This is a genomic window from Bradyrhizobium sp. ORS 86 (assembly GCF_045571475.1).
Taxonomy (GTDB): Bacteria; Pseudomonadota; Alphaproteobacteria; order Rhizobiales; family Xanthobacteraceae; genus Bradyrhizobium.
The window spans coordinates 2,954,148-2,974,423 of record NZ_CP120699.1; the positions used below are offsets into that span (position 1 = coordinate 2,954,148).

Consider the following 20,276-nt stretch of genomic DNA (forward strand, 5'->3'; position numbering starts at 1 on the left):
TGCGCTGTTGAAGTCATTTCCAGAACCACCACACACGTCGAACGGCGAGACGACGCAGATAATGTCGTCCACGCTCAGGCAAGTCGAGCGTTCTGACGGCAGCTTGGAACGCTCAACGTTTATAGCAGCATGTCGAGCCGCTGTCCGGCATGGCCGGCGACCGTTTCGGGTCAAGGCTGTCCATGGCGACCAAATTGGTCGAACTCCGCTCATCGCCGGCGAAACACTCATGGTGCTCGACTTCAGTCGTGCGCCGGAGGTCTCATAAGGGTCATAAGCGTCGACGCAAGCTACATCCTGAAAATCGGGCTGGCCTCGTGTGACACGGCAAAGGCGAGTAGGGACCTTTCCATAGGTAACCGCCGCCATCCTGCTTTCCCTTCCTCAGCGATCACGCAAAGGCGATCATATCTATAGTGCGCGAGGATTACCGGCCACAGCGCACCCGAGCGTCGGAGCATCAGCATGAGCAGGCTGCCGACCATGGGTGCGAGAAGAACATTTCCAACGCCAGTCCACTAATGATCCGTACGTCCACACGCTTCCCAATCGCTCGAAAGTGCGGTCATATACCGTTCAGAGACGCTCTCGTTTGGGACGGGGGTCTCGGCTTGCGGGAGGAGAATGCGCGTGAAAGAACTCGCTGGAAAGACCGCGTTCGTAACCGGTGCAGCGTCTGGCATTGGACTGGGGATCGCGAACGCTTTCGCCCAGGCGGGCGCGAAAGTTATGCTTTGCGATATTGAAGAAGAGGCTCTGTCTGCGGCGCTCAAGCAACTGAGGCTCACCAACGTCGACGTCGACGGCGTGAAAGCGGATGTCTCACTCAAAGCCGAACTCGTGGCGGCCGCCGAAGCCACGACTGCGCGTTACGGCAAGGTGCATATCCTCATCAACAACGCGGGCGTCAGTGGCGGTGGGCCCTATGGCACCTGGACCGAAGCGTCGTGGAATTGGACCCTGGGCGTCAACCTGATGGCGACCATTTGGGGGATCGAGATTTTCGGGCCGTTGATAGAGCAGCATGGCGAGGGTGGACACATCGTCTCCACAGCTTCGATCGCTGGCCTTATTTCCGGGACCAGCACGGCATACAACGTTTCAAAGTATGGCGTTGTCGCGCTGTCCGAGGGCCTGCGGCGCGAACTCGAGCCTCGCGGGATTGGCGTATCGGTGCTGTGTCCCGGGTTCATCCGCACTCAAATCGTGAACTCAAGGCGCAACCTCCCCAAGCGCTTCGAGGGGGCCGTCCGTGCCTTGCCGACTTCGGGCCCAATTGCCGAGCAGGTCAATCTGATCCGGGAACGCGTCTCTCAAGGCATCGATCCCAACTATGTCGGTGAACTCGTCCGCGAAGGCGTCGAAAAGGACTGGCCCTATATCTTCACCGACCTCGAATTTGAGCCGATGATCGAAGCGCGCTTCGCCGCAATCAAGCAAGGCTTCGACAATATCCGCGGGCGCGACCCGAAACGATGAGTGCAGCCCAGCCTGATTGTTGTTTTATGTGGCCGTGGCGCCGAGCCGATTTTGCCGGCAGCGACGCCATGTTTGCCCTGGATAATGCGGTCAATGAGGCTCGAACTGAGTGATGTCCGCTCCACCCCGACGAGCTGACGGACCGATGGTCAAACTGAGCTTCAGCTATGGGCCATAATCGGAAGGCCTCGCCTATCGTCGTAACGACGGCGGGATACTCAAAAACTTAGCTTGCCCGTGAACTATTCCGGTAATCCGGCGCGTCGCAGGCCTTCCGCATATCTTGCAAGATCTTCGGGCCGCCGCATTGGCACGTGATCCGACAACTTGGACACTCTGAATGTAGGATCGATTTCCAGCATTCGCTTCGCCGCTTTACGGGCTCGCTCCAGTTGACCGGAATTTCCGGCGCTGGTCGCGATAATTCTAATGGCGGGCAAGAAGTTGGGATCTTCCCGCGAGGCTTTCTCAGCCCACAAGACCGACTCGTCATATCGGCCGGCAACAAAATGGGCGAGCGCCGTCGCCGTCTGCATCGAGTAGAGACTTGGATCGAGCGGGCTCAACCGCATGGCATGAGCCAAATGCTCAACTGCCGTTTCCGGCTCTCCGCGGAATGCCTTGAGTAGGCCGCCGAATTGCCACGCGGAGGAGAGATGCGGATTGAGCGCAAGTGCCCGTTCGATCAGGTCAGCGCCTTCCTCCGGTTCGAAAGCGACCCGCGCGAGAGCGTAACCAGCCCGTGACAGAACTGCTGCGTCATCTCTTCCCAGTTCCACGGCCCGGCGAGCCAGCTTCGTGGTCTCTGCCGATTCCTTTGTGACATCGGCCATCCAGCCGTTTGCTTTTCGTAAGGTGAAGCACCGCGCCAGCATCGCGTGTGCCAGCGCAAAATTGGCGTCGATCTCGATCGCCTTGTAGAACAGCCTGAGCGCTTCCTCGTTCTCATCCTTGGTTGCGCCTTCGACGACGGCCAACCCACGAAGATAGTAATCATAGGCATCCAGCCGTTCGGTCGGCTTTCGCCTGGAGCGCTCGATCTCGGCCTGGTCGAGCCTGGGTGCAATCGCGGCAACCACGCTCATGGTGATCCTGTCCTGAAGATCGAATACATCTTGAAGCGATCCGTCGAACTTGTCAGCCCACAGATGCGCGCCGCTCGCGGCGTCGATCAACTGCCCGGTTAGCCTGAGCCTTCCTCCGGCCTTGCGGATGCTGCCTTCGAGCACATAACGAACGCCCAGCTCACGACCGACTTTCTTGATGTCGACAGCCTTGCCCTTGAACGTGAAGCTCGAGTTGCGGGCGATGACGAACAGCGACTTGAAGCGCGACAGAGCAGTGATGATGTCTTCGACGATTCCGTCCGCGAAATATTCCTGCTCGGGATCGCCGCTCATGTTCTGAAACGGGAGCACGGCGATGGATGGTTTGTCCGGCAGGGATAACTGGCCGCTGCTGGCGGGTGTCGCGAAACCGACTATGTCCGCTGTCGCCGCACCCTTTGAGGTGACTGCATAAGCCCTGATCGGCTCCTCGATGTTCTTGACCTGTTGGGCGCCAAGGTCAGTAAATTCCAGGGGAAGAATTTTTTTGACCTGATCGTAGGCAACGCTGGAGATACAGCAGCCGCCGGCGCTGGCGAGGGCTTGCAATCGTGCGGCGATGTTGACGCTATCGCCAAAGAGGTCACCTCCTTTGATCATGACATCGCCGACGTGGATTCCGATCCGGAAGTTGATCTGACGCGACAGGCCAGCATTGGCCTTGGCCAGCGCGGCCTGCGCCTCGACCGCACATTGGACGGCATCGACGGCGCTGCCGAACGCCGCGAGCACGCTGTCGCCAGCGGTATTGGCAATCCTGCCGCGATGAGAAGCAATCAACTGGTCGAGAACGGCACGCCGCTCTGTCAAATCCCTGAGAGTGCCGACCTCGTCAGCTCCCATCAGGCGGCTATATCCCTCGACGTCAGCCGCAAAAATCGCGATCAGCCTGCGCTCGGTCTCAGCCATTTGCGTCTCGATACGCCCTCGGAGCGGGCTGACAGATTATCGTGCGTCCAAGGCGCGGAACACCCCAAAATCCGAGCTTCGCGGCTTCCTTAATAAAGCGAACGCCCGCTTCGGTTTGAAAAGCCGTAGATGGTGCCCAAGCTGGATGGCGTCCGATCGTCCCGAACCAGCCGACACCGTGATCGATCAGGGCTTCGCTGGATGCATGCCTATCAGGGCATCACAGCAGCCGAGCCAGTTGGATATGTCGGCGGCGCCTCCAACGCCGATAGGCTGCCGGCGTGTGCGACAAAATAGCCCGACGGGCAAGTTTCCGCTTGGCGATTGACCCAACTCAGATGTTGAATCCGCTCCGTCTCACCCGCCTGAGGGGCGCTTCGCGATCGTCACGAGTGCTGGGTCGAGATGCGGTGGACGCCGCGCGTGTGACTGACGAGCACATGCAAGGCGGACGGCGAAGTCGTGCAGGCCTGACGCCCTAGTGGCAGGTGTCCTGTTGCAAGACGCAATTGCGTGTTGCAACGGCGGTGACAACCAAGCCCAGTCTCGCCGGGGCGAGCACGTATAAGCCGTAACCCATCGCGCAGGGAAAGCCGGGATTGCTCCGGTTACACCTGTGGTCCTACCCCCGAGCTTTCTACCCTTGCTCGGGGCCCATGGGTGCGATCGGCACCCGGCTTTCCCTGCGCCCTCTACCTGATGAGAGGGCGGAACGAGATGCAAAGCTCGGACAGATCGTGTCGCGAGAACGCAGAATCATCTTTGCCGTCATCGGGAGCCAGTGGCCGCAGTCGCGCCTAGGATTTAGGGTTTCGCGCTTCCATCGGACCGGGGCCTTTGATCGGTTCGTAATTTTCGGCGACGCAGTTGTCGTCGGCGTCCACGAGCCGGCGATCCTGGATTGTGCCGCCATCGATGAAGATGCGGTAGGTCTGGGTGCCGAGCGGCTTGCCGATCACGGAGGTCAGCTCGGCGCGCACACAGGCGGTCCAGCCGGGACCGCGCGGATCGTGCAGCGGCGCCGAGACCCGGACATGGGTCGGCTGCGAGCCCGCCGCGAACACCGAATCCAGCTTCGCGCCGACCAGTTGCTTGATGTCCGGCGGCGCTTCGAGCGGCGGCGGATCGGAGGCCTTGGCCTTCAAGAAATCGGGCCACACCGCGTGGCTGTCCGCCAGTCCGCAGCCGCTCAAGATCAAGGCGGCGCCGGCCAGCAGCACCGCAATGCAAAGTCGTCCCTGTCCCATGCGAGTCACTTAATGTGCGGCTGCCCAGATTGCGCCCCCTGAAGGCGCTGAATCGCGCCACAAGGCGCGCTTTGTCGATCAACAAATGTCGATGGGCAAGTTATTCTTGAGGTCCCGGTGTTGCCGGATATTTCTGCGGCGGAGGGGGGTTGACATGAAGAGTTTCACGATGGCTGCCGTGATTGTTGCGCTGATCGCGACGCCTGCCTTGGCGCAGGGCCGGCGGGGACATCAGCAGGACAAGGCGACCGAAAAGAAGCCGCAGATCGACGAAAAGGCCTACAAGGCCGCGCTCGATCGGATTCCCGAGCCCAAGGAGAAATACGATCCGTGGGGCATCACCAAGCCGGTCGACGCCGGCAAGAAGCCGAAGTGATTCCGTTCCGGCTCCGCCGTCGGCCCCTGGGTGCGATGCGATTGCTGTTTCGCCTGCTTGCAGCACTGCTGCTGCTCGTTGCGCCACCCGCGCTGGCCTGGGAGCATTGGGGCGGCGACGCCGGCGGCACGCGGTTCTCGCCGCTGGCGCAGATCACGCCTGACAATGTCGGCAGCCTCGTGCGCGCCTGGGAGTTTCGCACCGGCGATCTCGAGACCCGGCCGCGCGATGTCATGAAGCGCACCAAGTTCGAGGCGACGCCACTGTTCGTCGAGGACAGCGTGATCTTCTGCACGCCGTTCAACGAAGTAATTGCGCTCGATCCCGGCACGGGTGCGCAGAAATGGCGCTTCGATCCCAAGATCAGCATCGCGCAGCGGCCGGCCAACCGCTTCGTCTGCCGCGGCGTCGCCTACTGGGTCGACGATCAAGCGCCTGAGGGCGCCGCCTGCCGGTCGCGGATCTTCACCGGCACCAACGACGTGCGCCTGATCGCGCTCGACGCCAGGACCGGCACACCGTGCGCCGATTTCGGGAACGGCGGCGAGATTGCCATTGACGCCGGGATGAAGCTGCAATGGCCCGGCGAATTCCAGATCACGTCGGCCCCAGTGACCGGGCGCGGCGTGGTCGTGGTGGGATCGGCGATCGCGGACAACCGAAGGGTCGATGCGCCAGTCGGCGCGGTCCGTGCCTATGACGCGCGCACCGGGCGGCCGCGCTGGAGCTTCGATCCACTGGTGCATGACGGGATTGCCGCCGGCCACAGCAATGTCTGGGCGCCGATGTCGGTGGACGAGGCGCGGGGCCTCGTCTTCCTGCCGACGACGTCGCCCAGTCCAGATTTCTGGGGCGGCAAGCGTCCGGGCAACGACGAGCACGCCGACTCGGTAGTGGCGCTGAAGATCGAGACCGGTGAGCTGGCATGGGCGTTCCAAACCGTTCATCACGACGTCTGGGACTACGACCTGCCGGCGCAGCCGACGCTGGCGCGGATCGACACCGGCGAGGGGATGCGCGATGTCGTGATCGAGCCGACCAAGCAAGGCTTTGTGTTCGTGCTCGACCGCGACACCGGCAAGCCGGTCTGGCCGGTCGAGGAGCGCGCCGTGCCGCAAGGCGGCCCGGAGGGCGAGCGGCTGTCGCCGACGCAGCCGTTTCCGACCCACGTGCCGCCGCTGTTGTCCCAGCATATCTCCGCCGCCGACGCGTTCAGCCTGGTGCCGGGTGTTGGCGGCGCCTGCGAGAAGCTGCTCGCTCAATCTCGCAACGAGGGCCTCTACACGCCGCCATCGACGCAAGGCACCGTGGTCTATCCGATGACCGGCGGCGGCGTGAACTGGGGCAGCGCGGCGTTCGATCCCATCCATCAAGTTCTGTACGCCAACACCAGCCACGCCGTGCATATCGTCAAGCTGATCCCGCGCGAAGAGGCCAAGGGCTTTAATCCGCCGCCGGGTCATGACTTCGGCCGGCAGGAAGGGACGCCGTTTGCGATGTCGCGGGCGGTTGCGATGTCGCCGCTCGGCCTGCTCTGCAACAAGCCGCCGTGGGGCGAGATGGTGGCGGTCGACCTGAAGGCCGGCAAGATCCTGTGGCACTCGACGGTCGGCACCAGCGAGGATCTCGCGCCGCTCGGCCTCGCATTCCACTGGGGTACGCCGCTGGTGAGCGGTGTCGTGATCACTGCGGGCGGGCTGGTCTTCACCGGCGCGATGGACGCCTATCTGCGCGCGTTCGATGCGAGGTCAGGCCAGGAGCTGTGGCAGGGTCGTCTCCCGGTGCCCGGTGTCGCCAATCCCATGACCTATCTCTGGAAGGGCGAGCAATATGTCGCGATCGGCGCCGGTGGTCATTCCGAAGGCGGCACCTCGATTGGCGACAGCGTGGTGGCGTTCCGCCTGCCGCGTCAGGGCGAGGGACCTTCGTTGTGGTCGCGGATGATCGATCGCCCGGGTGGGCGGTTTGCGGCGAAAGCGGCCGCGGTCGTTGTCGTGCTGATCGCACTCGTCGCGCTGCTGTGGCGCTGGCGGCGAAGGCGTCACGCGAGCGCCGCGCAGCCGAGGTCGGGCGCATGACGTTCCCGCCAGGCCGCTCTCCTAGCCCGGCAGCATTGCGAAGGCGCTCGACACCATGGCCACCGGCTTGTTGTCGGTGGCCGAGAGCAGCGTGACGCGGCCGAAGCTCATGGTGCGGCCGAGCCTGACAACGCGCGCGTCGGCGAGCACGTCGGACGCGGTCACCGCGCGCATGAAATGGGTGGTCTGGTCGACCGTCGTCATCGGGCGGTAGGCCTTGTTGGCGGCGAGGTTGGCCAGCACCATCGCGGTGTCTGCAAATGCCATCAGCGCCTGGCCGCAGACGATGCCGCCGGTGCGGCAGAGCCGTTCGGAGAACGGCATGCGCAGCACCGCGCCGGGCTGCCAGTCGGCGGCATTGCCCGTGGGCGGCGCGAAGTCGAATTGCTCGATCGACAGGTTGAGATCCTGCACCCACGGCGCAAACACGTCGCCAAGCACGCGCCGCGCATCGTCGATCCCGAACTCTCCGGCTTGCTGCTGCATGATGATCCGTTTCCTCTCCCGAATGGTCGTCTTGTTCTAGTCGCGCGTCACGTGCACGCGCGGCGTCTCGCCGCGATTCCACTTTCCGTCGATCGCCCGTTCGATCTGGGCGGCGAGCTGCAACAACAGTCCGTCATTGGCCTGCTTTGCGATCGCCTGGATGCCGAGCGGCAGGCCGTGCTCGTTGGTGGCGAGCGGCAGCGAGATCGCGGGGATGCCGCAGAGATTGGCGAGCGGCGTGAAGGCGAAATTGCGCCAGAGATTGCCGAACCAGTCCAGCACCGACGGATTGTCGCTGATCGTAAGATACTCGGTCGTGCCGATTTTGGGCGTCGGCAGCGCCGTGATCGGCGTCAGGATGATGTCCCAATCCTCGAAGAACGCGCCGAAGCCGCGCGACGTCGTGTTGAAGACGGCTTGCATCCGGGCGCGATCGGCAAAGCTGGTGTGCCGGCCGTGCTCCCAGATCCGGATGTTGATCGGCTCGATCAGGTCCGCCGGCGGCCGCTGCAGGCCGCGCGCGGCGAGCATGTTGCTGATCACGACGGCGAAATTGCTGATGTAGCAGGTGGTCTGCGCCGCGAAGGCCTCCCGGTAATCGACCGACGGCAAGGCGTGGTCGACGTGATGACCGAGGCCTTCGAAAAAGCGTCCGACCCGCTCGAGCTCGGCAGCGATATGCGGCGTCGCGCGAAAGTCGCCCCATTGGTGCGACAGCGCGATCTTGAGGCGGGGCGGATCGCGGGTGATGGTGGTGGTGTAAGGCTCGGGCGGTGTCCAGAACGGCATGAACTCGCCCGGTCCGGGCCCGCGGCAGGCATCGACAAAGGCCGCGGTGTCGCGCACCGAGCGCGACTGGCAGCCCTGGATCGAGACCAGCCCGGTGAGATCGGACAGATGCGGCGCCAGCGAGAACACGCCGCGCGAGACCTTCAGGCCGATATTGCCGTTCACGCCCGCCGGAATCCGGATCGATCCGCCGCCGTCGGTCGCATGCGCGATCGGGACGGCGCCGGCCGCCACCATCGCCGCGCTGCCGGCCGACGAGCCGCAGGTGGTGTAATCGGTGTTCCAGGGATTGCGCGTGACATAGACTGCGGGGTTCTCGGCCGAGCTGCACACGCCGAACTCCGGCGTGGTGGTGCGGCCGATCAGGTTGAGGCCGGCCTCGCGCAGCTTCGACGTCAGGAAGGTGTCCTCCGTGGCGCGATTGCCGCGCATCATCAGCGAGCCCATTTCTTGCAGGCGGCCCTTCAGCGTCGGGCCGAGATCCTTCATTAGGAAGGGCAGGCCGGCGAACGGGCCGTCGAGATCGGTGCCGTCGCGCGCGGGATCGGCGATCGCGTCATCGAACAGCTCGACCACGCCGCTGAGCGCGGGATCGACCTTGGCGACGGCGGCGGCAGCCTGGGCGGCCAATTCGCGAGGCGACAGCTCACCTGTCCTGACGCAGGCCGCGAGCGCCGTTCCATCGTGCTGCGCCCATTCGTCCCAGCTCATCGCCAAAGTCATGCTGTCGATTCCTTATTCCGCTTTGTTTCGCACTGTAAATTGAGCGTGCGCCGCGTCAAACCGTCCGTCGGGTGTGGCGGCGGTGCAGGGCAGGCGCCGCGTCCCGTGGCTTGAAAATGCCCCAGTTTTGAGGCCTATTGCCGCTGTCAGGGATGGGGCCGCTCATGTTCCGCAGATTGGTGATGCTTGGCAGCGTGATTGCGATCGGGCTTGCGCTCAACGGCTGCACCAAGTGCGGACCGATCTGGGACGACTGGGCGCAGTCACCGAAATCCTGCAAGTCGGACAATCTCTAAGCTCATGAGAGGTCCGCCGCAGGCGCGCTTGGCGGCGCCTTTTTTGCGGTGATATACCGCTGGCGACAATGCGAGGGAGCGTTCTTATGCGAGTTTTGTGCGCGGTTGCGGTCGCGGTGCTGCTGTCGGCGCCGGCCTATGCGCAGATGCCGAACATCAACCTGATGCCCGAGGTCAAGAGCAAGACCCAGGAAGAGAAGGATCAGGACGCGGTCAACGAGAAGGCCTACAGGGACTCGCTCAGCAAGATTCCAGACGCCAAGACGTCATCCGATCCGTGGGGTGCGGTGCGCAGCGATGCACCCAAGGCGGCCGCCCATCCCGCCAAGCCAAAGGCCAAGACCGGCAGCGCGGCGCAGCGCAGCCAGTAGCCACGGCCGCTCAGCAGCGATCGTCTCGCGGACTCGGATTCCCTCAGCGCCATCCCTATATTGGGACGGTCGTTAGATGGTTCGGAGTTACGACGATGGCTTTTCGCCCGCGCGATCTCGCCAGCCGAATGGCCGAACGGCGGAAGGCGCATGACGGCTATGTGCGCGAGACCTTTACCCTGCCACGCGATGAGGCCCGGTTGCGGGCGCGCGACTTTCTCGCGCGCTACCCGAAGGCCGCCTATATGAGCGCCGTCGAAAGCTGGCGCGAATTGCCCGGTGGCGATATCGAGTTCACGATGCGGCGGCTTGCGAGCGCGGACTAGGACGTTTTCAAGCGACGTGGACGCCGATTGGCGCGAAGAAAGCGTGTCGAAACTAGAATTTGCAGCTTTGGTGCTGATTCAACCAGAATCGAAAATGCGGGGGGCGCTCCTATGGCGGACGCGGCGACGTCTTCCGTTGGCTGATCTTCGTATGGGCGCCTTGGATCGCTTGTTCTGAGATGCGGTGGCGTTGTCCGGATCACGCTTCAATCCGCATTGCCTCGTCCGCGCGGCGGCTGATCGTGCGCGATTTTCTTCAGCTCGCGATCAATCCGCAACTGCACGCGGCGGATCGCCAATAAATCCAGGTTTGTCCCGGTCCTGCCCGTGAAGATCCGGTCGCCGAGCTGGAAGCGCCACGTCCAGACGCCGGCCGCAACCTCGGTGACGCTGAATTCGATGCCCCTGTGGATCATTGATGAGCTCCGCGGAAATTGAGGGCGGGCCGCTAAACTAAAGGTTGTATAAATAAACAAAGCTCTTTAAGCGGAAGCGAGATGTCGTCCTCAAATTCGTATTTCAGTTTGTTGCGGACCCTAGCTGGGATTCGTGCGCTAGCGGTGCCGCCTGCGCACCCGAAGTGGGCTTGCCTAGTTGGAGGAACACCGATGGAACCGGCGCAGTCGCCCGAAGGCTACGGACTTTTTTCGGCGGTCAGGAGAGTACCAAGGTAGTACGTGCAAATACGGCTCACGCGCTGCGACTAGGCGTCCGCACGGGATTACGAGTAGCTCTTGAACGCGTTTGTGAAAGGAAGTTAAGTATCTGATTTGGAAACGTAATTTAGATTGGTCCGATTTGTGGCAGGAACTTTGTTCTGCCCGGAGAACAACGGGCCGTGATGTCGCTTCCTTGGCGACTCGCGCGGCGCCAGAGCCTGGCCGCCGGGACAGCCCTCGCATCTCCCAAAAACGCAACGCCGCCCGCTTGAAATACGTGCGAGCGGCGTCGGCTAGCCCCAGGAAGGTTGCTGCAAAATCCTGGCCCACATAGGTCTGCACGAGCCACCATAAAGGTTCATGCGTTCGAACCCCGTATGATTGCGGGGATCCCGAACGTCCACGGAACCCACGCGGGCCGCCTCGCGTTCGTTTGCTGCTCCCTCCGGCTGACGCCAAATGTTCGGGCTGGCCCTGGAACCTTGTTCACGGCCGGAGAACTACGGAAGTAATCCTTACTCTTTTGTGGTCTCGAACGGCTAATCTTGGGACGGAGAGAGCTTGGGGCGCAACGCGAATACTTTTCGCCACATAAAGATTGCTCTGCCCAGAACCTCCATTGAAATGCCAGCAGTCCTGCAGAGAGCGTGGTCTAAGCGGTTCAGGTCGTTCGCGGAATTGCGCTGACCGCTGGGGACAAAATGGGCTGCGGTCGCGCATCCGAAAAGAACATATTGCGAACATGGAACAAACATGGTACGCAGCAATCAACAACGTGTTCTGCCTGAACTCGTCGCCCGTTTGTCCCGCTAGCGAATCCCCGCCATAAGGAGCACATCCCAAATGTCCGCCACTGCACTGCGTATCGTCGAAGGATCCTCCATGGACAAGTCCAAGGCCCTCTCAGCCGCGCTCTCCCAGATCGAGCGCCAGTTCGGCAAGGGCTCGGTGATGAAGCTCGGCAAGAACGACCGCTCGATGGATGTCGAGACGGTGTCGTCGGGATCGCTCGGGCTCGATATCGCGCTCGGCGTGGGCGGTCTGCCGAAGGGCCGCATCGTCGAGATCTACGGGCCGGAATCGTCGGGCAAGACCACGCTGGCGCTGCACACGGTGGCGGAAGGCCAGAAGAAGGGCGGCATCTGTGCCTTCATCGACGCCGAACACGCGCTCGATCCGGTTTATGCGCGCAAGCTTGGCGTCAACATCGATGAGCTCCTGATCTCGCAGCCGGACACCGGTGAGCAGGCGCTGGAAATCGCCGACACGCTGGTACGCTCCGGTGCGGTCGACGTGCTGGTGATCGATTCAGTCGCGGCGCTGGTGCCGAAGGCCGAGCTCGAGGGCGAGATGGGCGATGCGCTGCCGGGCCTGCAGGCGCGCCTGATGAGCCAGGCGCTGCGCAAGCTCACTGCCTCTATCAACAAATCCAACACCATGGTGATCTTTATCAATCAGATCCGCATGAAGATCGGTGTGATGTACGGCTCGCCGGAGACCACCACGGGCGGCAATGCGCTGAAGTTTTACGCCTCGGTCCGCCTCGACATCCGCCGCATTGGCGCGATCAAGGAGCGTGACGAGGTCGTCGGCAACACCACCCGCGTCAAGGTGGTGAAGAACAAGCTGGCGCCGCCCTTCAAGCAGGTCGAGTTCGACATCATGTACGGCGAGGGCGTCTCCAAGATGGGCGAGATCCTCGACCTCGGCGTCAAGGCCGGCCTGGTCGAGAAATCCGGCGCCTGGTTCTCTTACGACAGCCAGCGGCTCGGGCAAGGACGCGAGAACGCCAAGGCCTTCCTGCGCTCCAACCCGGACATCACCGCCAAGATCGAAACCGCAATCCGTCAGAACTCCGGCCTGATCGCCGAGCAGATCCTCGCCGGCACGCCCGAGCGCGACGCCGACGGCGAAGAACCGGGAGAGTAAGCGTCAAAGACTGGAATGATTTCGCTGCAAGCGGGCGCTGAGGACGTTGAGTTGCCGACGTCTTCGGTGCCCGTTTCGTTTTGTGCTGAGTGAATGGCCGATGAAGCGTCTGATCATGACCAGTTCGTCCGGCAGCAGCCTCACGCGTGCGGGGCTTGCCGAGGTCGGCATTATATCGTTCTTTCGGTTTGTTGGCGGACCGCTGCCGTCACCGAAAGAGCTTGAGGCATATTTCGGATTACGTTCCGACCAAGATCCGGTCGGACATTGGTCGCACTGGAGCCCGCGGGGCCGGTGGCCTCAGGAAGCCAAGGCGCGCAGGGATCTCGCATTGATCGAGTTTTGCGATGCTTATGAGATGATCGAGCTTTGGTTCGATCCGGATCCAAACGATCAACTGCAACTGATTTGGTTGCTCGACCATTTCCGGGCTTATCCAGCGACGGTGGCCAAGCTGAAATTGCGTCTGGTCGGTTTCGACCTGATGACGACCCACGAGACATGGGGTGAATGGGACAAGGTGCCGCTTGTCAACGTCCGACCAGCGGATATCGAGACGGCAAGCATGTGCTGGCAGGCGTACCGGACGACGGTTCTCGCGGGCTTTCCACCGGAAATGGAAAGGCCTGGCGATGCGAAGGCTCGCTGGGAGTGCTTCCTGCAGAGTCGTCTGACGATGACCGACTTCGGCGAAGAGGTGCTGAAGCACGAGTTGGATTTCAGCCAGTACAACCCCGTCAATCGCTGGTGGGGCGGCACGGAGTTGATCAAAGAGCGGCTGTGGCGCTGGGACGCCAAGAGCCGTGCCCTGGTCGCTCCATAGATTTACTCATTGGATCGAAGCTGGAGGCTCGCAAAGTGTCGTTCAGTAAGTTCGACCGATGAATTTCCCCCGACCGCGGCATGACCGTTATGACCCGGCTTATCCTCACATTCACCGATAGCGGCGCGGGCGGCCTGAAAGCCGCACGGCTCGCCGATTGCGTGATTGGCATCGAGCAGCAGTTTGCGTGCGGAAGGTTGCCGGCGTCAAGCGAACTTGACGCGTTGCTGTCGCCGCGCGCGGCTTCGCGCCGTGTGGGTGCCCACTGGCTGGATCATCTCACCGGCAGGTTGGTCGAGGACGCGCGCAGCCAGGGTCTTGGATTGACGGAATTCTGCGAGCGCTTCGACGCCGTCGATCTATGGGTCGATCCCGATCCGAACTCTCAACTGCAATTGATCTGGCTGCTGCACTACTTGCGCCCTCATGCGAGCGTCATATCCAGGCTTGCGATATTGCAAGCGGATCAGGCCATCGGCGAGCAGCAGCCGTCCGAATTGGCCGCGTGGTCGCTGCAACTCGCTCTCATCCGTGACGATCATCTCGAGACCGCCAGCGACGCGTGGACAGCTTGGCGCGCATCGACGCCAGAAACCTGGTTCAATTTGTTGGCTCAGGATCTTGGCGCGCTTCCGCAATTGCAGAATTCAATCGTCGCGTTGCTGGAAGAGCTCCCCTCGCGCGGCTCCGGGCTCGGCGCAACGGAAATGCGGATGCTGGAATTGCTCTCAGCGGGGCATGTTCATCCATATGACCTGTTTCCACGGCACGAGAAGCTCATCCCACGGCGGACGCTCGGATATTGGGAGACCGGGGCCCTGCTGGACAGGCTGGCCCGTTGTCCGATGCCTGCCATCGCGGGCCTCAATGAGGGGCCATTCGATCTCGCCCTGCACGAAGATCCTGACCGTCATCAACGCTACAAGCGAAGCCGGCTCGCGCTGACCGGCTTCGGCCAGGCAATCGTCGCGGGCACCGGCGACTTCAGCCAGCACAACCCGATCCATCGCTGGTGGGGCGGCACCGAACTGATCAATGAGCGGCTGTGGCGCTGGGACTCCGAGAGCCGCACTCTGGTCGCGCCGTAATGCTTGTTTGCGCGACGCCGGTAGGCGTCGCTCGTCCCTATGCCAGCGCCTTCTCCCGGCTTGCAATCAGCGCCCGCACGTCCTCCGTTACCGCGACCGATTGATGGGTCTTCTGATCGGTCGCCACCCAGACGATCTCGCCGGTGGCGCGAAGGTCCTCGGAGCCCTTGGCGAAGATGGCGAGCGCCAGCGTGATCGAGGAGCGGCCGATCCGCGCGACCCGCACACAGACGTCGATGTCCTCGTCGAACCGGATCGGCGCCTTGTACTCGACCACCGAGCGCACCGTGTGAAAATCGATGCCGGTCCTCGCCACCTCACCGAGGTAATCGTAGCCGAGCGCACGAAAATACTCGGTGATGGCGGTGTCGAAGTAGGTCAGATAGTGGGCGTTGAACACCACGGCCTGTGCGTCGACCTCGGAATAGCGGACGCGAAACGGGAAATGAAACCAGAATTGCTCGCGCATGAAGCCTCCTTCCTTGCGCCGGACCATTCCGTCATTCCGGGGCGCGACCAAGTCGCGAACCCGGAATCCAGAAGTCGTGGATCCAGATTCCGGAGTCTCGCTTCGCGAGCTCCGGAACGACACCGAGTGAATCACGCGTCAGAGACGCAGCACTTCTAGACCGTAGGATGGGTAGAGCCAACGGGTCGGCGCAGCGCGCGGTCCGATGATAAACCCCACGAAACCCATCTTTCACGGCGCTGATTGGCAGTGATGGGTTTCGCTGCGCTCTACCCATCCTGCACCAGGGGCGCTTTATTCAGCGGCCTGCGCGTAATCCTCGACCGGCGGGCACGAGCACACCAGGTTGCGATCGCCGTAGACGTTGTCGACGCGGCCGACCGGGCTCCAGTATTTGTCGGATCGCGACACTCCGTCCGGGAAGCAACCCTCGGCGCGGGTGTAGGCCCTGTTCCAGGCATCGTCGGCGATGTCGTGGACGGTGTGGGGTGCGTTACGCAACGGCGAGGCTTCGACCTTGAAGCGCCCCTTCTCGATCTCGGCGATCTCGTTGCGGATCGCGATCATGGCGTCGCAGAAGCGATCGATCTCGATCTTCGACTCCGATTCCGTCGGCTCGATCATCAGCGTGCCCGCGACCGGGAAGCTCATGGTCGGCGCATGGAAGCCGTAGTCGATCAACCGCTTGGCGATGTCGTCGACGGTGACGCCGGCGCTCGTCTTCAGCGGCCGCGGATCGACGATGCACTCATGTGCGACGCGGCCGCGCGCGTTGCGATACAGCACCGGGAAGTGCGGCTGCAGCCGTGCGGCAATGTAGTTCGCATTGAGGATCGCGATCTCGGTCGCCCGCGTCAGGCCTTCGCCGCCCATCATCAGGATGTAGATGTAGGAGATCGTCAGGATCGACGCCGAGCCGAACGGCGCGGCCGAGACCGGGCCAACCGGATGCGTTACGGCGCCATCGGTCGCCGGGTGACCGGGCAGATAGGGCGCCAGATGCGCCTTCACGCCGATCGGGCCCATGCCGGGCCCGCCGCCGCCATGCGGGATGCAGAAGGTCTTGTGCAGGTTGAGATGGCTGACATCGGCGCCGTAATCGCCGGGCCGGGAGAGCCCGACCTGTGCATTCATGTTGGCGCCGTCGAGATAGACTTGTCCGCCATGCGCGTGAACGATGTCGCAGATCTCGCTGATATGCTCCTCGAACACGCCATGGGTCGAGGGATAGGTGATCATCACAGCGGCAAGGTTGTTCGCGTGCTTCTCGGCCTTGGCGCGGAGGTCGTTGACATCGACGTCGCCGCGCGCATCGCACGCGACCACCACGACATCCATGCCGACCATCGCCGCCGATGCCGGATTGGTGCCGTGCGCCGAGGAGGGGATCAGGCAGACCTTGCGGTGCGGCTCACCGCGCGCGAGGTGATAACCCCGGATTGCGAGAAGTCCGGCATATTCGCCCTGCGCGCCGGAGTTCGGCTGCAGCGAGACCGCATCATAGCCGGTGATGTCGCACAGCCACGTTTCCAGCCGCTTGAACAGCGCGTGATAGCCCTTGGCCTGGTCCGCCGGCGCGAACGGATGCAGATTGCCGAATGCCGGCCAGGTCAGCGGGATCATCTCGGTGGTGGCGTTGAGCTTCATCGTGCACGAGCCAAGCGGGATCATCGCGCGATCCAGCGCGAGGTCGCGGTCGGCAAGCTTGCGCATATAGCGCAACAGCTCGGTCTCGGAGCGATGGGTGTTGAACACCGGATGAGTGAGGAAGGCACTGGTGCGCTTCAGATCCTTCGGCAGCGCCTCGCGCGCGCCGGCCTCGATATCGGCATAGCTGAGCTTGCCGCCGAACACGCGCCACACGGCCTCGACGGTCTCGGGCGTCGTAGTTTCGTCGACGGCGATGCCGAGCGTGGTCTCGCCGATGTGCAGGTTGATCCGCTCCGCGAGCGCGCGGGCGACGAGCTCGCTCTGTTTTGCGCCGACCTCAACGGTGAGCGTATCGAAGAACGCCTCGCTATCAGGCGCGAAGCCGAGCTTGCGCAGGCCCGCGGCGAGCACCGTGGCGCGGCGATGCACCGACCGCGCGATGTGCATCAGGCCTTCGGGGCCGTGATAGACCGCATACATCGAGGCGATGACCGCAAGCAGCACCTGCGCGGTGCAGATGTTGGAGGTCGCCTTCTCGCGGCGGATGTGCTGCTCGCGGGTCTGCAGCGCGAGCCGGTAGGCAGGCAATCCGCGCGAATCCACCGACAGGCCGACGATGCGGCCGGGCAGCGAGCGCTTCAGCGTATCACGCACCGCCATGTAGGCGGCGTGCGGCCCGCCATAGCCCATCGGCACGCCGAAGCGCTGCGCCGAGCCGACAGCGATGTCGGCGCCGAGCTCGCCGGGCGAGGCGAGCAAGCTCAGCGACAGCAGGTCGGCTGCGATGATCGCAAGCGCGCCCTTCGCGCGCAGCGATGCGATAGCGGGCCTGAGGTCGCGCACCGCGCCCGACGTGCCGGGATATTGCAGCAGCGCACCAATGACGTCGGCCTTGTCGAGCTCGGTCAGGGGATCGCCGACGATCAGGGCCCAGCCCAACGGGGCGGCGCGCGTGCGCATCACCGCCAGCGTCTGCGGATGCACGTCCTTGTCGACGAAGAAGGCCTTCGCCTTCACCTGCGAGTGGCGCTCGGCGAGCGCCATCGCTTCCGCCGCCGCGGTCGCTTCGTCGAGCAGCGAGGCGTTGGCGACATCGAGCCCGGTGAGATCGCAGACCATGGTCTGGAAGTTGAACAGCGCTTCGAGCCGGCCCTGGCTGATCTCCGGCTGATACGGCGTGTAGGCCGTGTACCAAGCCGGATTTTCCAGAATGTTGCGCTGGATCACGGTGGGCAGAATGGTGCCGGAATAGCCCTGGCCGATCAGCGAGGTGAAGGTCTGGTTCTGCGCGGCGAGCTCGCTCATATGCGCCAGCGCCTCGGGCTCGCTCAGCGCACGTCCGAGATCGAGCGGCGCCTTTTGCCGGATCGACGGCGGCAGCGTCTCGCTCATCAGCGCTTGCAGGCTCCGGGCACCGACGGTTTCGAGCATCGCGTCGATGTCGCGAGGCGATGGGCCGATGTGACGGCGCACGAAATCGGTGGCGGCTTCGTTGCTCGGCTTGAAGGGCGCGTTCATGGGCTGATCCTCATTATTCGCCGTCACACCCCGCGAAAGCGGGATATCCAGTACGCCGGGACATCAGTGATGAAGCTGAAGCGCTGCGGCGTACTGGGTCGCCCGGTCCAGTGCGCAATTGCGCACAAGGCCGGGCGACGACAGCGAGTGCGTGGTCGAAAATCGGTTCATTCACTCATTCACTCAGGCGGTGTGCGCGGCGTAGGCGGCCTCGTCCATCAGGCCGTCGAGCTCGCTCTTGTCGGCGATCTTCAGCTTGAAGAACCAGGCCTTGCCGCCGGCATCCGAATTGACCAGCGCGGGGTCGGCCGCGAGCGCCTCGTTGACCTCGACGACCTCGCCGGTGATCGGCGCGTAGACGTCGGAGGCGGCCTTGACGGATTCGACGACGGCAGCGGCCTCGGCCTTCTTCAGGCTGCGGCCGACCTTGGGCAATTCGACGAATACGACGTCGCCGAGCTGCGATTGCGCATAGTCGGTGATGCCGACGGTGGCGACGTCGCCCTCGATGCGGAGCCACTCGTGATCGGAGGTGTAGAGCGTCGTCATGGATGTCCTCTAGCGTTTATAGGTGTTGGGGACGAAGGGCGTTGCGGCGACCTTGAGCGGCAGCCGCTGACCGCGCACTTCGGCGAATACGGTGGTGCCAATGGCGGAAAGGGCGGTGGGCAGGTAGCCCATCGCAACGGGCGCATTGAGACTCGGGCCGAAGCCGCCCGAGGTCACCTTGCCGATTGGCTCGCCTGAGCCGGCGTCGGCAAACAGCACAGCGCCCTCGCGCACCGGCGCGCGGCCGTCGGGCTTGAGGCCGACGCGGCGACGCGATGCGCCCTGCGCGAACTGCGCGAGGACCTTGTCCGCGCCCGGAAAGCCGCCGGCGCGGGCGCCGCCGCTTCGGCGAACCTTCTGCACCGACCATTCCAGCGCGCCCTCGACCGGCGTCGTCGTGGTGTCGATGTCATGACCATAGAGGCAAAGCCCGGCCTCGAGCCGCAAACTGTCGCGCGCGCCGAGCCCGATCGGCAGCACCTCGGGATTGTCGAGCAGGGCGGTGACCAGCGCCTCCACCTTGTCGGCGGGCACGGAAATCTCAAAGCCGTCTTCGCCGGTGTAGCCGGAGCGCGAGACGAAGCAGTCGGTATCGCTGACGCGGCGCGGGCCGGCGTCCATGAACTTCATCGAACCGACATCGGCGCAAAACTTCGCCAGCGCCGATTCGGCCTTCGGTCCTTGCAGTGCGATCAGCGCGCGATCGGCCAGCGAGACGATCTCGCAGGTGTCGGAGAGATGCGCGCGCAGGTGAGCCTCGTCCTCGGTCTTGCACGCGGCGTTGACCACCAGGAACAGATGATCGTCGAAATTCGCGACCATGAGGTCGTCGAGCAGGCCGCCGTCATCGTTGGTGAACTGCGCGTAGCGCTGCCGTCCGGGCGCAATGCCCAGGATGTCCTGCGGCACCAGCTTCTCCAGCGCCAGCGCCGCGTCGGCAACCTTGCCGGATTTGGGCTTCAGCACGAGCTGGCCCATATGGGAGACGTCGAACAGGCCCGCCTGGCTGCGGGTGTGCAGGTGTTCTTTCAGGACGCCGGCCGCGTATTGCACCGGCATGTCGTAACCGGCGAACGGCACCATCTTGGCCCCACGCGCGAGGTGCAGCGCGTGCAACGGGGTCTGCTTCAGCGGGGAATGATCGGTTGCAAGCATCACAGGGCCCTTGCGGTTCCCGCCGAGGACCCATTCCCCTTGAGAAACCTGCAGAAAGCCCCATCTGTCGCTTTGCCTGAGAGTATTATCCCGTCGGCGGACGCGTCGGGGCCAAGCCCGTCAACGCCTCTTTCCAGATGTCAGACGTCACGCGGTCCTTTTGCCTGAGAGTTTCCGGGGCGGTTGCTCCTTCGGCGCCGGCAAGGCCGGTCTCTCCCGACGTGACTTAACAATAGGTAGGACAGAACCA

18 protein-coding genes and 1 riboswitch are annotated in these 20,276 nt (G+C 63.4%); of the genes, 9 read left to right on the top strand and 9 right to left on the bottom strand.

The features are described 5' to 3' along the window. The first annotated feature begins 624 nt into the window (after positions 1 to 624). Positions 625 to 1,479, top strand: a complete 855-nt coding sequence (locus P6U25_RS13310; protein WP_407151623.1) for an SDR family NAD(P)-dependent oxidoreductase — start codon at positions 625 to 627, stop codon at positions 1,477 to 1,479. Between the two features lie 242 nt (positions 1,480 to 1,721). On the opposite strand, the gene P6U25_RS13315 is transcribed toward P6U25_RS13310, so the two are convergent. After that, positions 1,722 to 3,494, bottom strand: coding sequence for an adenylate/guanylate cyclase domain-containing protein (locus tag P6U25_RS13315; RefSeq protein WP_407151624.1), 1,773 nt, complete (start codon positions 3,492 to 3,494; stop codon positions 1,722 to 1,724). A gap of 797 nt (positions 3,495 to 4,291) precedes the next feature. After that, positions 4,292 to 4,741 carry a hypothetical protein gene (locus P6U25_RS13320; protein ID WP_407151626.1) on the bottom strand — a complete coding sequence of 150 codons (450 nt, stop codon included), beginning with the start codon at positions 4,739 to 4,741 and terminating at the stop codon, positions 4,292 to 4,294. Between the two features lie 154 nt (positions 4,742 to 4,895). Here P6U25_RS13320 and P6U25_RS13325 point away from each other — a divergent pair, with 154 nt between their 5' ends. Together P6U25_RS13325 and P6U25_RS13330 are read left to right on the top strand one after the other, a co-directional pair. Next, the gene (locus P6U25_RS13325) at positions 4,896 to 5,117 is read left to right on the top strand and encodes a hypothetical protein (RefSeq protein ID WP_407151627.1); all 222 of its coding nucleotides are present in this window, start codon (positions 4,896 to 4,898) and stop codon (positions 5,115 to 5,117) included. Positions 5,118 to 5,152: 35 nt separating this feature from the next. Beyond that, positions 5,153 to 7,195, top strand: coding sequence for a pyrroloquinoline quinone-dependent dehydrogenase (locus P6U25_RS13330; protein ID WP_407151628.1), 2,043 nt, complete (start codon positions 5,153 to 5,155; stop codon positions 7,193 to 7,195). Positions 7,196 to 7,216: 21 nt separating this feature from the next. Here the strand turns inward: P6U25_RS13330 and P6U25_RS13335 are convergent, their stop codons facing one another. Together P6U25_RS13335 and P6U25_RS13340 are read right to left on the bottom strand one after the other, a co-directional pair. Next, positions 7,217 to 7,681, bottom strand: a complete 465-nt coding sequence (locus P6U25_RS13335; protein ID WP_407151629.1) for a PaaI family thioesterase — start codon at positions 7,679 to 7,681, stop codon at positions 7,217 to 7,219. Positions 7,682 to 7,717: 36 nt separating this feature from the next. Beyond that, positions 7,718 to 9,193, bottom strand: a complete 1,476-nt coding sequence (locus P6U25_RS13340) for an amidase (protein WP_407151630.1) — start codon at positions 9,191 to 9,193, stop codon at positions 7,718 to 7,720. 164 nt (positions 9,194 to 9,357) lie between these two features. Between P6U25_RS13340 and P6U25_RS13345 the strand changes: the two genes are divergently transcribed. From P6U25_RS13345 to P6U25_RS13355, 3 genes are all read left to right on the top strand, one after another. Beyond that, the gene (locus tag P6U25_RS13345) at positions 9,358 to 9,489 is read left to right on the top strand and encodes a peptidylprolyl isomerase (RefSeq protein ID WP_407151631.1); all 132 of its coding nucleotides are present in this window, start codon (positions 9,358 to 9,360) and stop codon (positions 9,487 to 9,489) included. Positions 9,490 to 9,575: 86 nt separating this feature from the next. Further along, positions 9,576 to 9,860 (top strand): hypothetical protein, encoded by a 285-nt coding sequence (locus P6U25_RS13350; protein ID WP_407151632.1) that lies wholly within the window; start codon positions 9,576 to 9,578, stop codon positions 9,858 to 9,860. A gap of 95 nt (positions 9,861 to 9,955) precedes the next feature. Then, positions 9,956 to 10,186: a hypothetical protein gene (locus tag P6U25_RS13355; RefSeq protein WP_407151633.1), complete on the top strand. Its 231-nt coding sequence runs from the start codon at positions 9,956 to 9,958 to the stop codon at positions 10,184 to 10,186. A 206-nt stretch (positions 10,187 to 10,392) separates the two neighbouring features. Here P6U25_RS13355 and P6U25_RS13360 read toward each other — a convergent pair whose 3' ends face one another. After that, positions 10,393 to 10,602 carry a hypothetical protein gene (locus P6U25_RS13360; protein WP_407151634.1) on the bottom strand — a complete coding sequence of 70 codons (210 nt, stop codon included), beginning with the start codon at positions 10,600 to 10,602 and terminating at the stop codon, positions 10,393 to 10,395. 1,086 nt (positions 10,603 to 11,688) lie between these two features. On the opposite strand from P6U25_RS13360, the gene recA reads away from it, so the two are divergent. The 3 genes from recA to P6U25_RS13375 all read left to right on the top strand — a co-directional run bounded on the left by recA (position 11,689) and on the right by P6U25_RS13375 (position 14,685). Next, entirely contained in the window at positions 11,689 to 12,774 is a 1,086-nt protein-coding gene (gene recA, locus P6U25_RS13365) for a recombinase RecA (RefSeq protein ID WP_280977055.1), read from the top strand. A 100-nt stretch (positions 12,775 to 12,874) separates the two neighbouring features. Then, entirely contained in the window at positions 12,875 to 13,597 is a 723-nt protein-coding gene (locus P6U25_RS13370; protein WP_407151635.1) for a hypothetical protein, read from the top strand. A gap of 161 nt (positions 13,598 to 13,758) precedes the next feature. Then, on the top strand, positions 13,759 to 14,685 hold the full coding sequence (locus tag P6U25_RS13375; protein ID WP_407151636.1) for a hypothetical protein: 927 nt from the start codon (positions 13,759 to 13,761) through the stop codon (positions 14,683 to 14,685). A 37-nt stretch (positions 14,686 to 14,722) separates the two neighbouring features. Here the strand turns inward: P6U25_RS13375 and P6U25_RS13380 are convergent, their stop codons facing one another. The 4 genes from P6U25_RS13380 to gcvT form a co-directional block, all read right to left on the bottom strand. Next, positions 14,723 to 15,154, bottom strand: a complete 432-nt coding sequence (locus P6U25_RS13380) for an acyl-CoA thioesterase (protein WP_407151637.1) — start codon at positions 15,152 to 15,154, stop codon at positions 14,723 to 14,725. 294 nt (positions 15,155 to 15,448) lie between these two features. Continuing rightward, positions 15,449 to 18,322: an aminomethyl-transferring glycine dehydrogenase gene (gcvP, locus tag P6U25_RS13385; protein WP_407151638.1), complete on the bottom strand. Its 2,874-nt coding sequence runs from the start codon at positions 18,320 to 18,322 to the stop codon at positions 15,449 to 15,451. 183 nt (positions 18,323 to 18,505) lie between these two features. Next, on the bottom strand, positions 18,506 to 18,871 hold the full coding sequence (gene gcvH / locus P6U25_RS13390) for a glycine cleavage system protein GcvH (protein WP_407151639.1): 366 nt from the start codon (positions 18,869 to 18,871) through the stop codon (positions 18,506 to 18,508). A gap of 9 nt (positions 18,872 to 18,880) precedes the next feature. Continuing rightward, on the bottom strand, positions 18,881 to 20,026 hold the full coding sequence (gene gcvT, locus P6U25_RS13395) for a glycine cleavage system aminomethyltransferase GcvT (RefSeq protein WP_407151640.1): 1,146 nt from the start codon (positions 20,024 to 20,026) through the stop codon (positions 18,881 to 18,883). A 142-nt stretch (positions 20,027 to 20,168) separates the two neighbouring features. Next, positions 20,169 to 20,256: riboswitch (glycine riboswitch) on the bottom strand. Between the last annotated feature and the right edge of the window lie 20 nt (positions 20,257 to 20,276).

Coding starts and splice junctions, on each gene's coding strand:
- P6U25_RS13310 (WP_407151623.1), top strand. CDS start 625: ATGCGCGTGAAAGAACTCGCTGGAAAGACCGCGTTCGTAACCGGTGCA.
- P6U25_RS13315 (WP_407151624.1), bottom strand. CDS start 3,494: ATGGCTGAGACCGAGCGCAGGCTGATCGCGATTTTTGCGGCTGACGTC.
- P6U25_RS13320 (WP_407151626.1), bottom strand. CDS start 4,741: ATGGGACAGGGACGACTTTGCATTGCGGTGCTGCTGGCCGGCGCCGCC.
- P6U25_RS13325 (WP_407151627.1), top strand. CDS start 4,896: ATGAAGAGTTTCACGATGGCTGCCGTGATTGTTGCGCTGATCGCGACG.
- P6U25_RS13330 (WP_407151628.1), top strand. CDS start 5,153: ATGCGATTGCTGTTTCGCCTGCTTGCAGCACTGCTGCTGCTCGTTGCG.
- P6U25_RS13335 (WP_407151629.1), bottom strand. CDS start 7,681: ATGCAGCAGCAAGCCGGAGAGTTCGGGATCGACGATGCGCGGCGCGTG.
- P6U25_RS13340 (WP_407151630.1), bottom strand. CDS start 9,193: ATGACTTTGGCGATGAGCTGGGACGAATGGGCGCAGCACGATGGAACG.
- P6U25_RS13345 (WP_407151631.1), top strand. CDS start 9,358: ATGTTCCGCAGATTGGTGATGCTTGGCAGCGTGATTGCGATCGGGCTT.
- P6U25_RS13350 (WP_407151632.1), top strand. CDS start 9,576: ATGCGAGTTTTGTGCGCGGTTGCGGTCGCGGTGCTGCTGTCGGCGCCG.
- P6U25_RS13355 (WP_407151633.1), top strand. CDS start 9,956: ATGGCTTTTCGCCCGCGCGATCTCGCCAGCCGAATGGCCGAACGGCGG.
- P6U25_RS13360 (WP_407151634.1), bottom strand. CDS start 10,602: ATGATCCACAGGGGCATCGAATTCAGCGTCACCGAGGTTGCGGCCGGC.
- recA (WP_280977055.1), top strand. CDS start 11,689: ATGTCCGCCACTGCACTGCGTATCGTCGAAGGATCCTCCATGGACAAG.
- P6U25_RS13370 (WP_407151635.1), top strand. CDS start 12,875: ATGAAGCGTCTGATCATGACCAGTTCGTCCGGCAGCAGCCTCACGCGT.
- P6U25_RS13380 (WP_407151637.1), bottom strand. CDS start 15,154: ATGCGCGAGCAATTCTGGTTTCATTTCCCGTTTCGCGTCCGCTATTCC.
- gcvP (WP_407151638.1), bottom strand. CDS start 18,322: ATGAACGCGCCCTTCAAGCCGAGCAACGAAGCCGCCACCGATTTCGTG.
- gcvH (WP_407151639.1), bottom strand. CDS start 18,871: ATGACGACGCTCTACACCTCCGATCACGAGTGGCTCCGCATCGAGGGC.
- gcvT (WP_407151640.1), bottom strand. CDS start 20,026: ATGCTTGCAACCGATCATTCCCCGCTGAAGCAGACCCCGTTGCACGCG.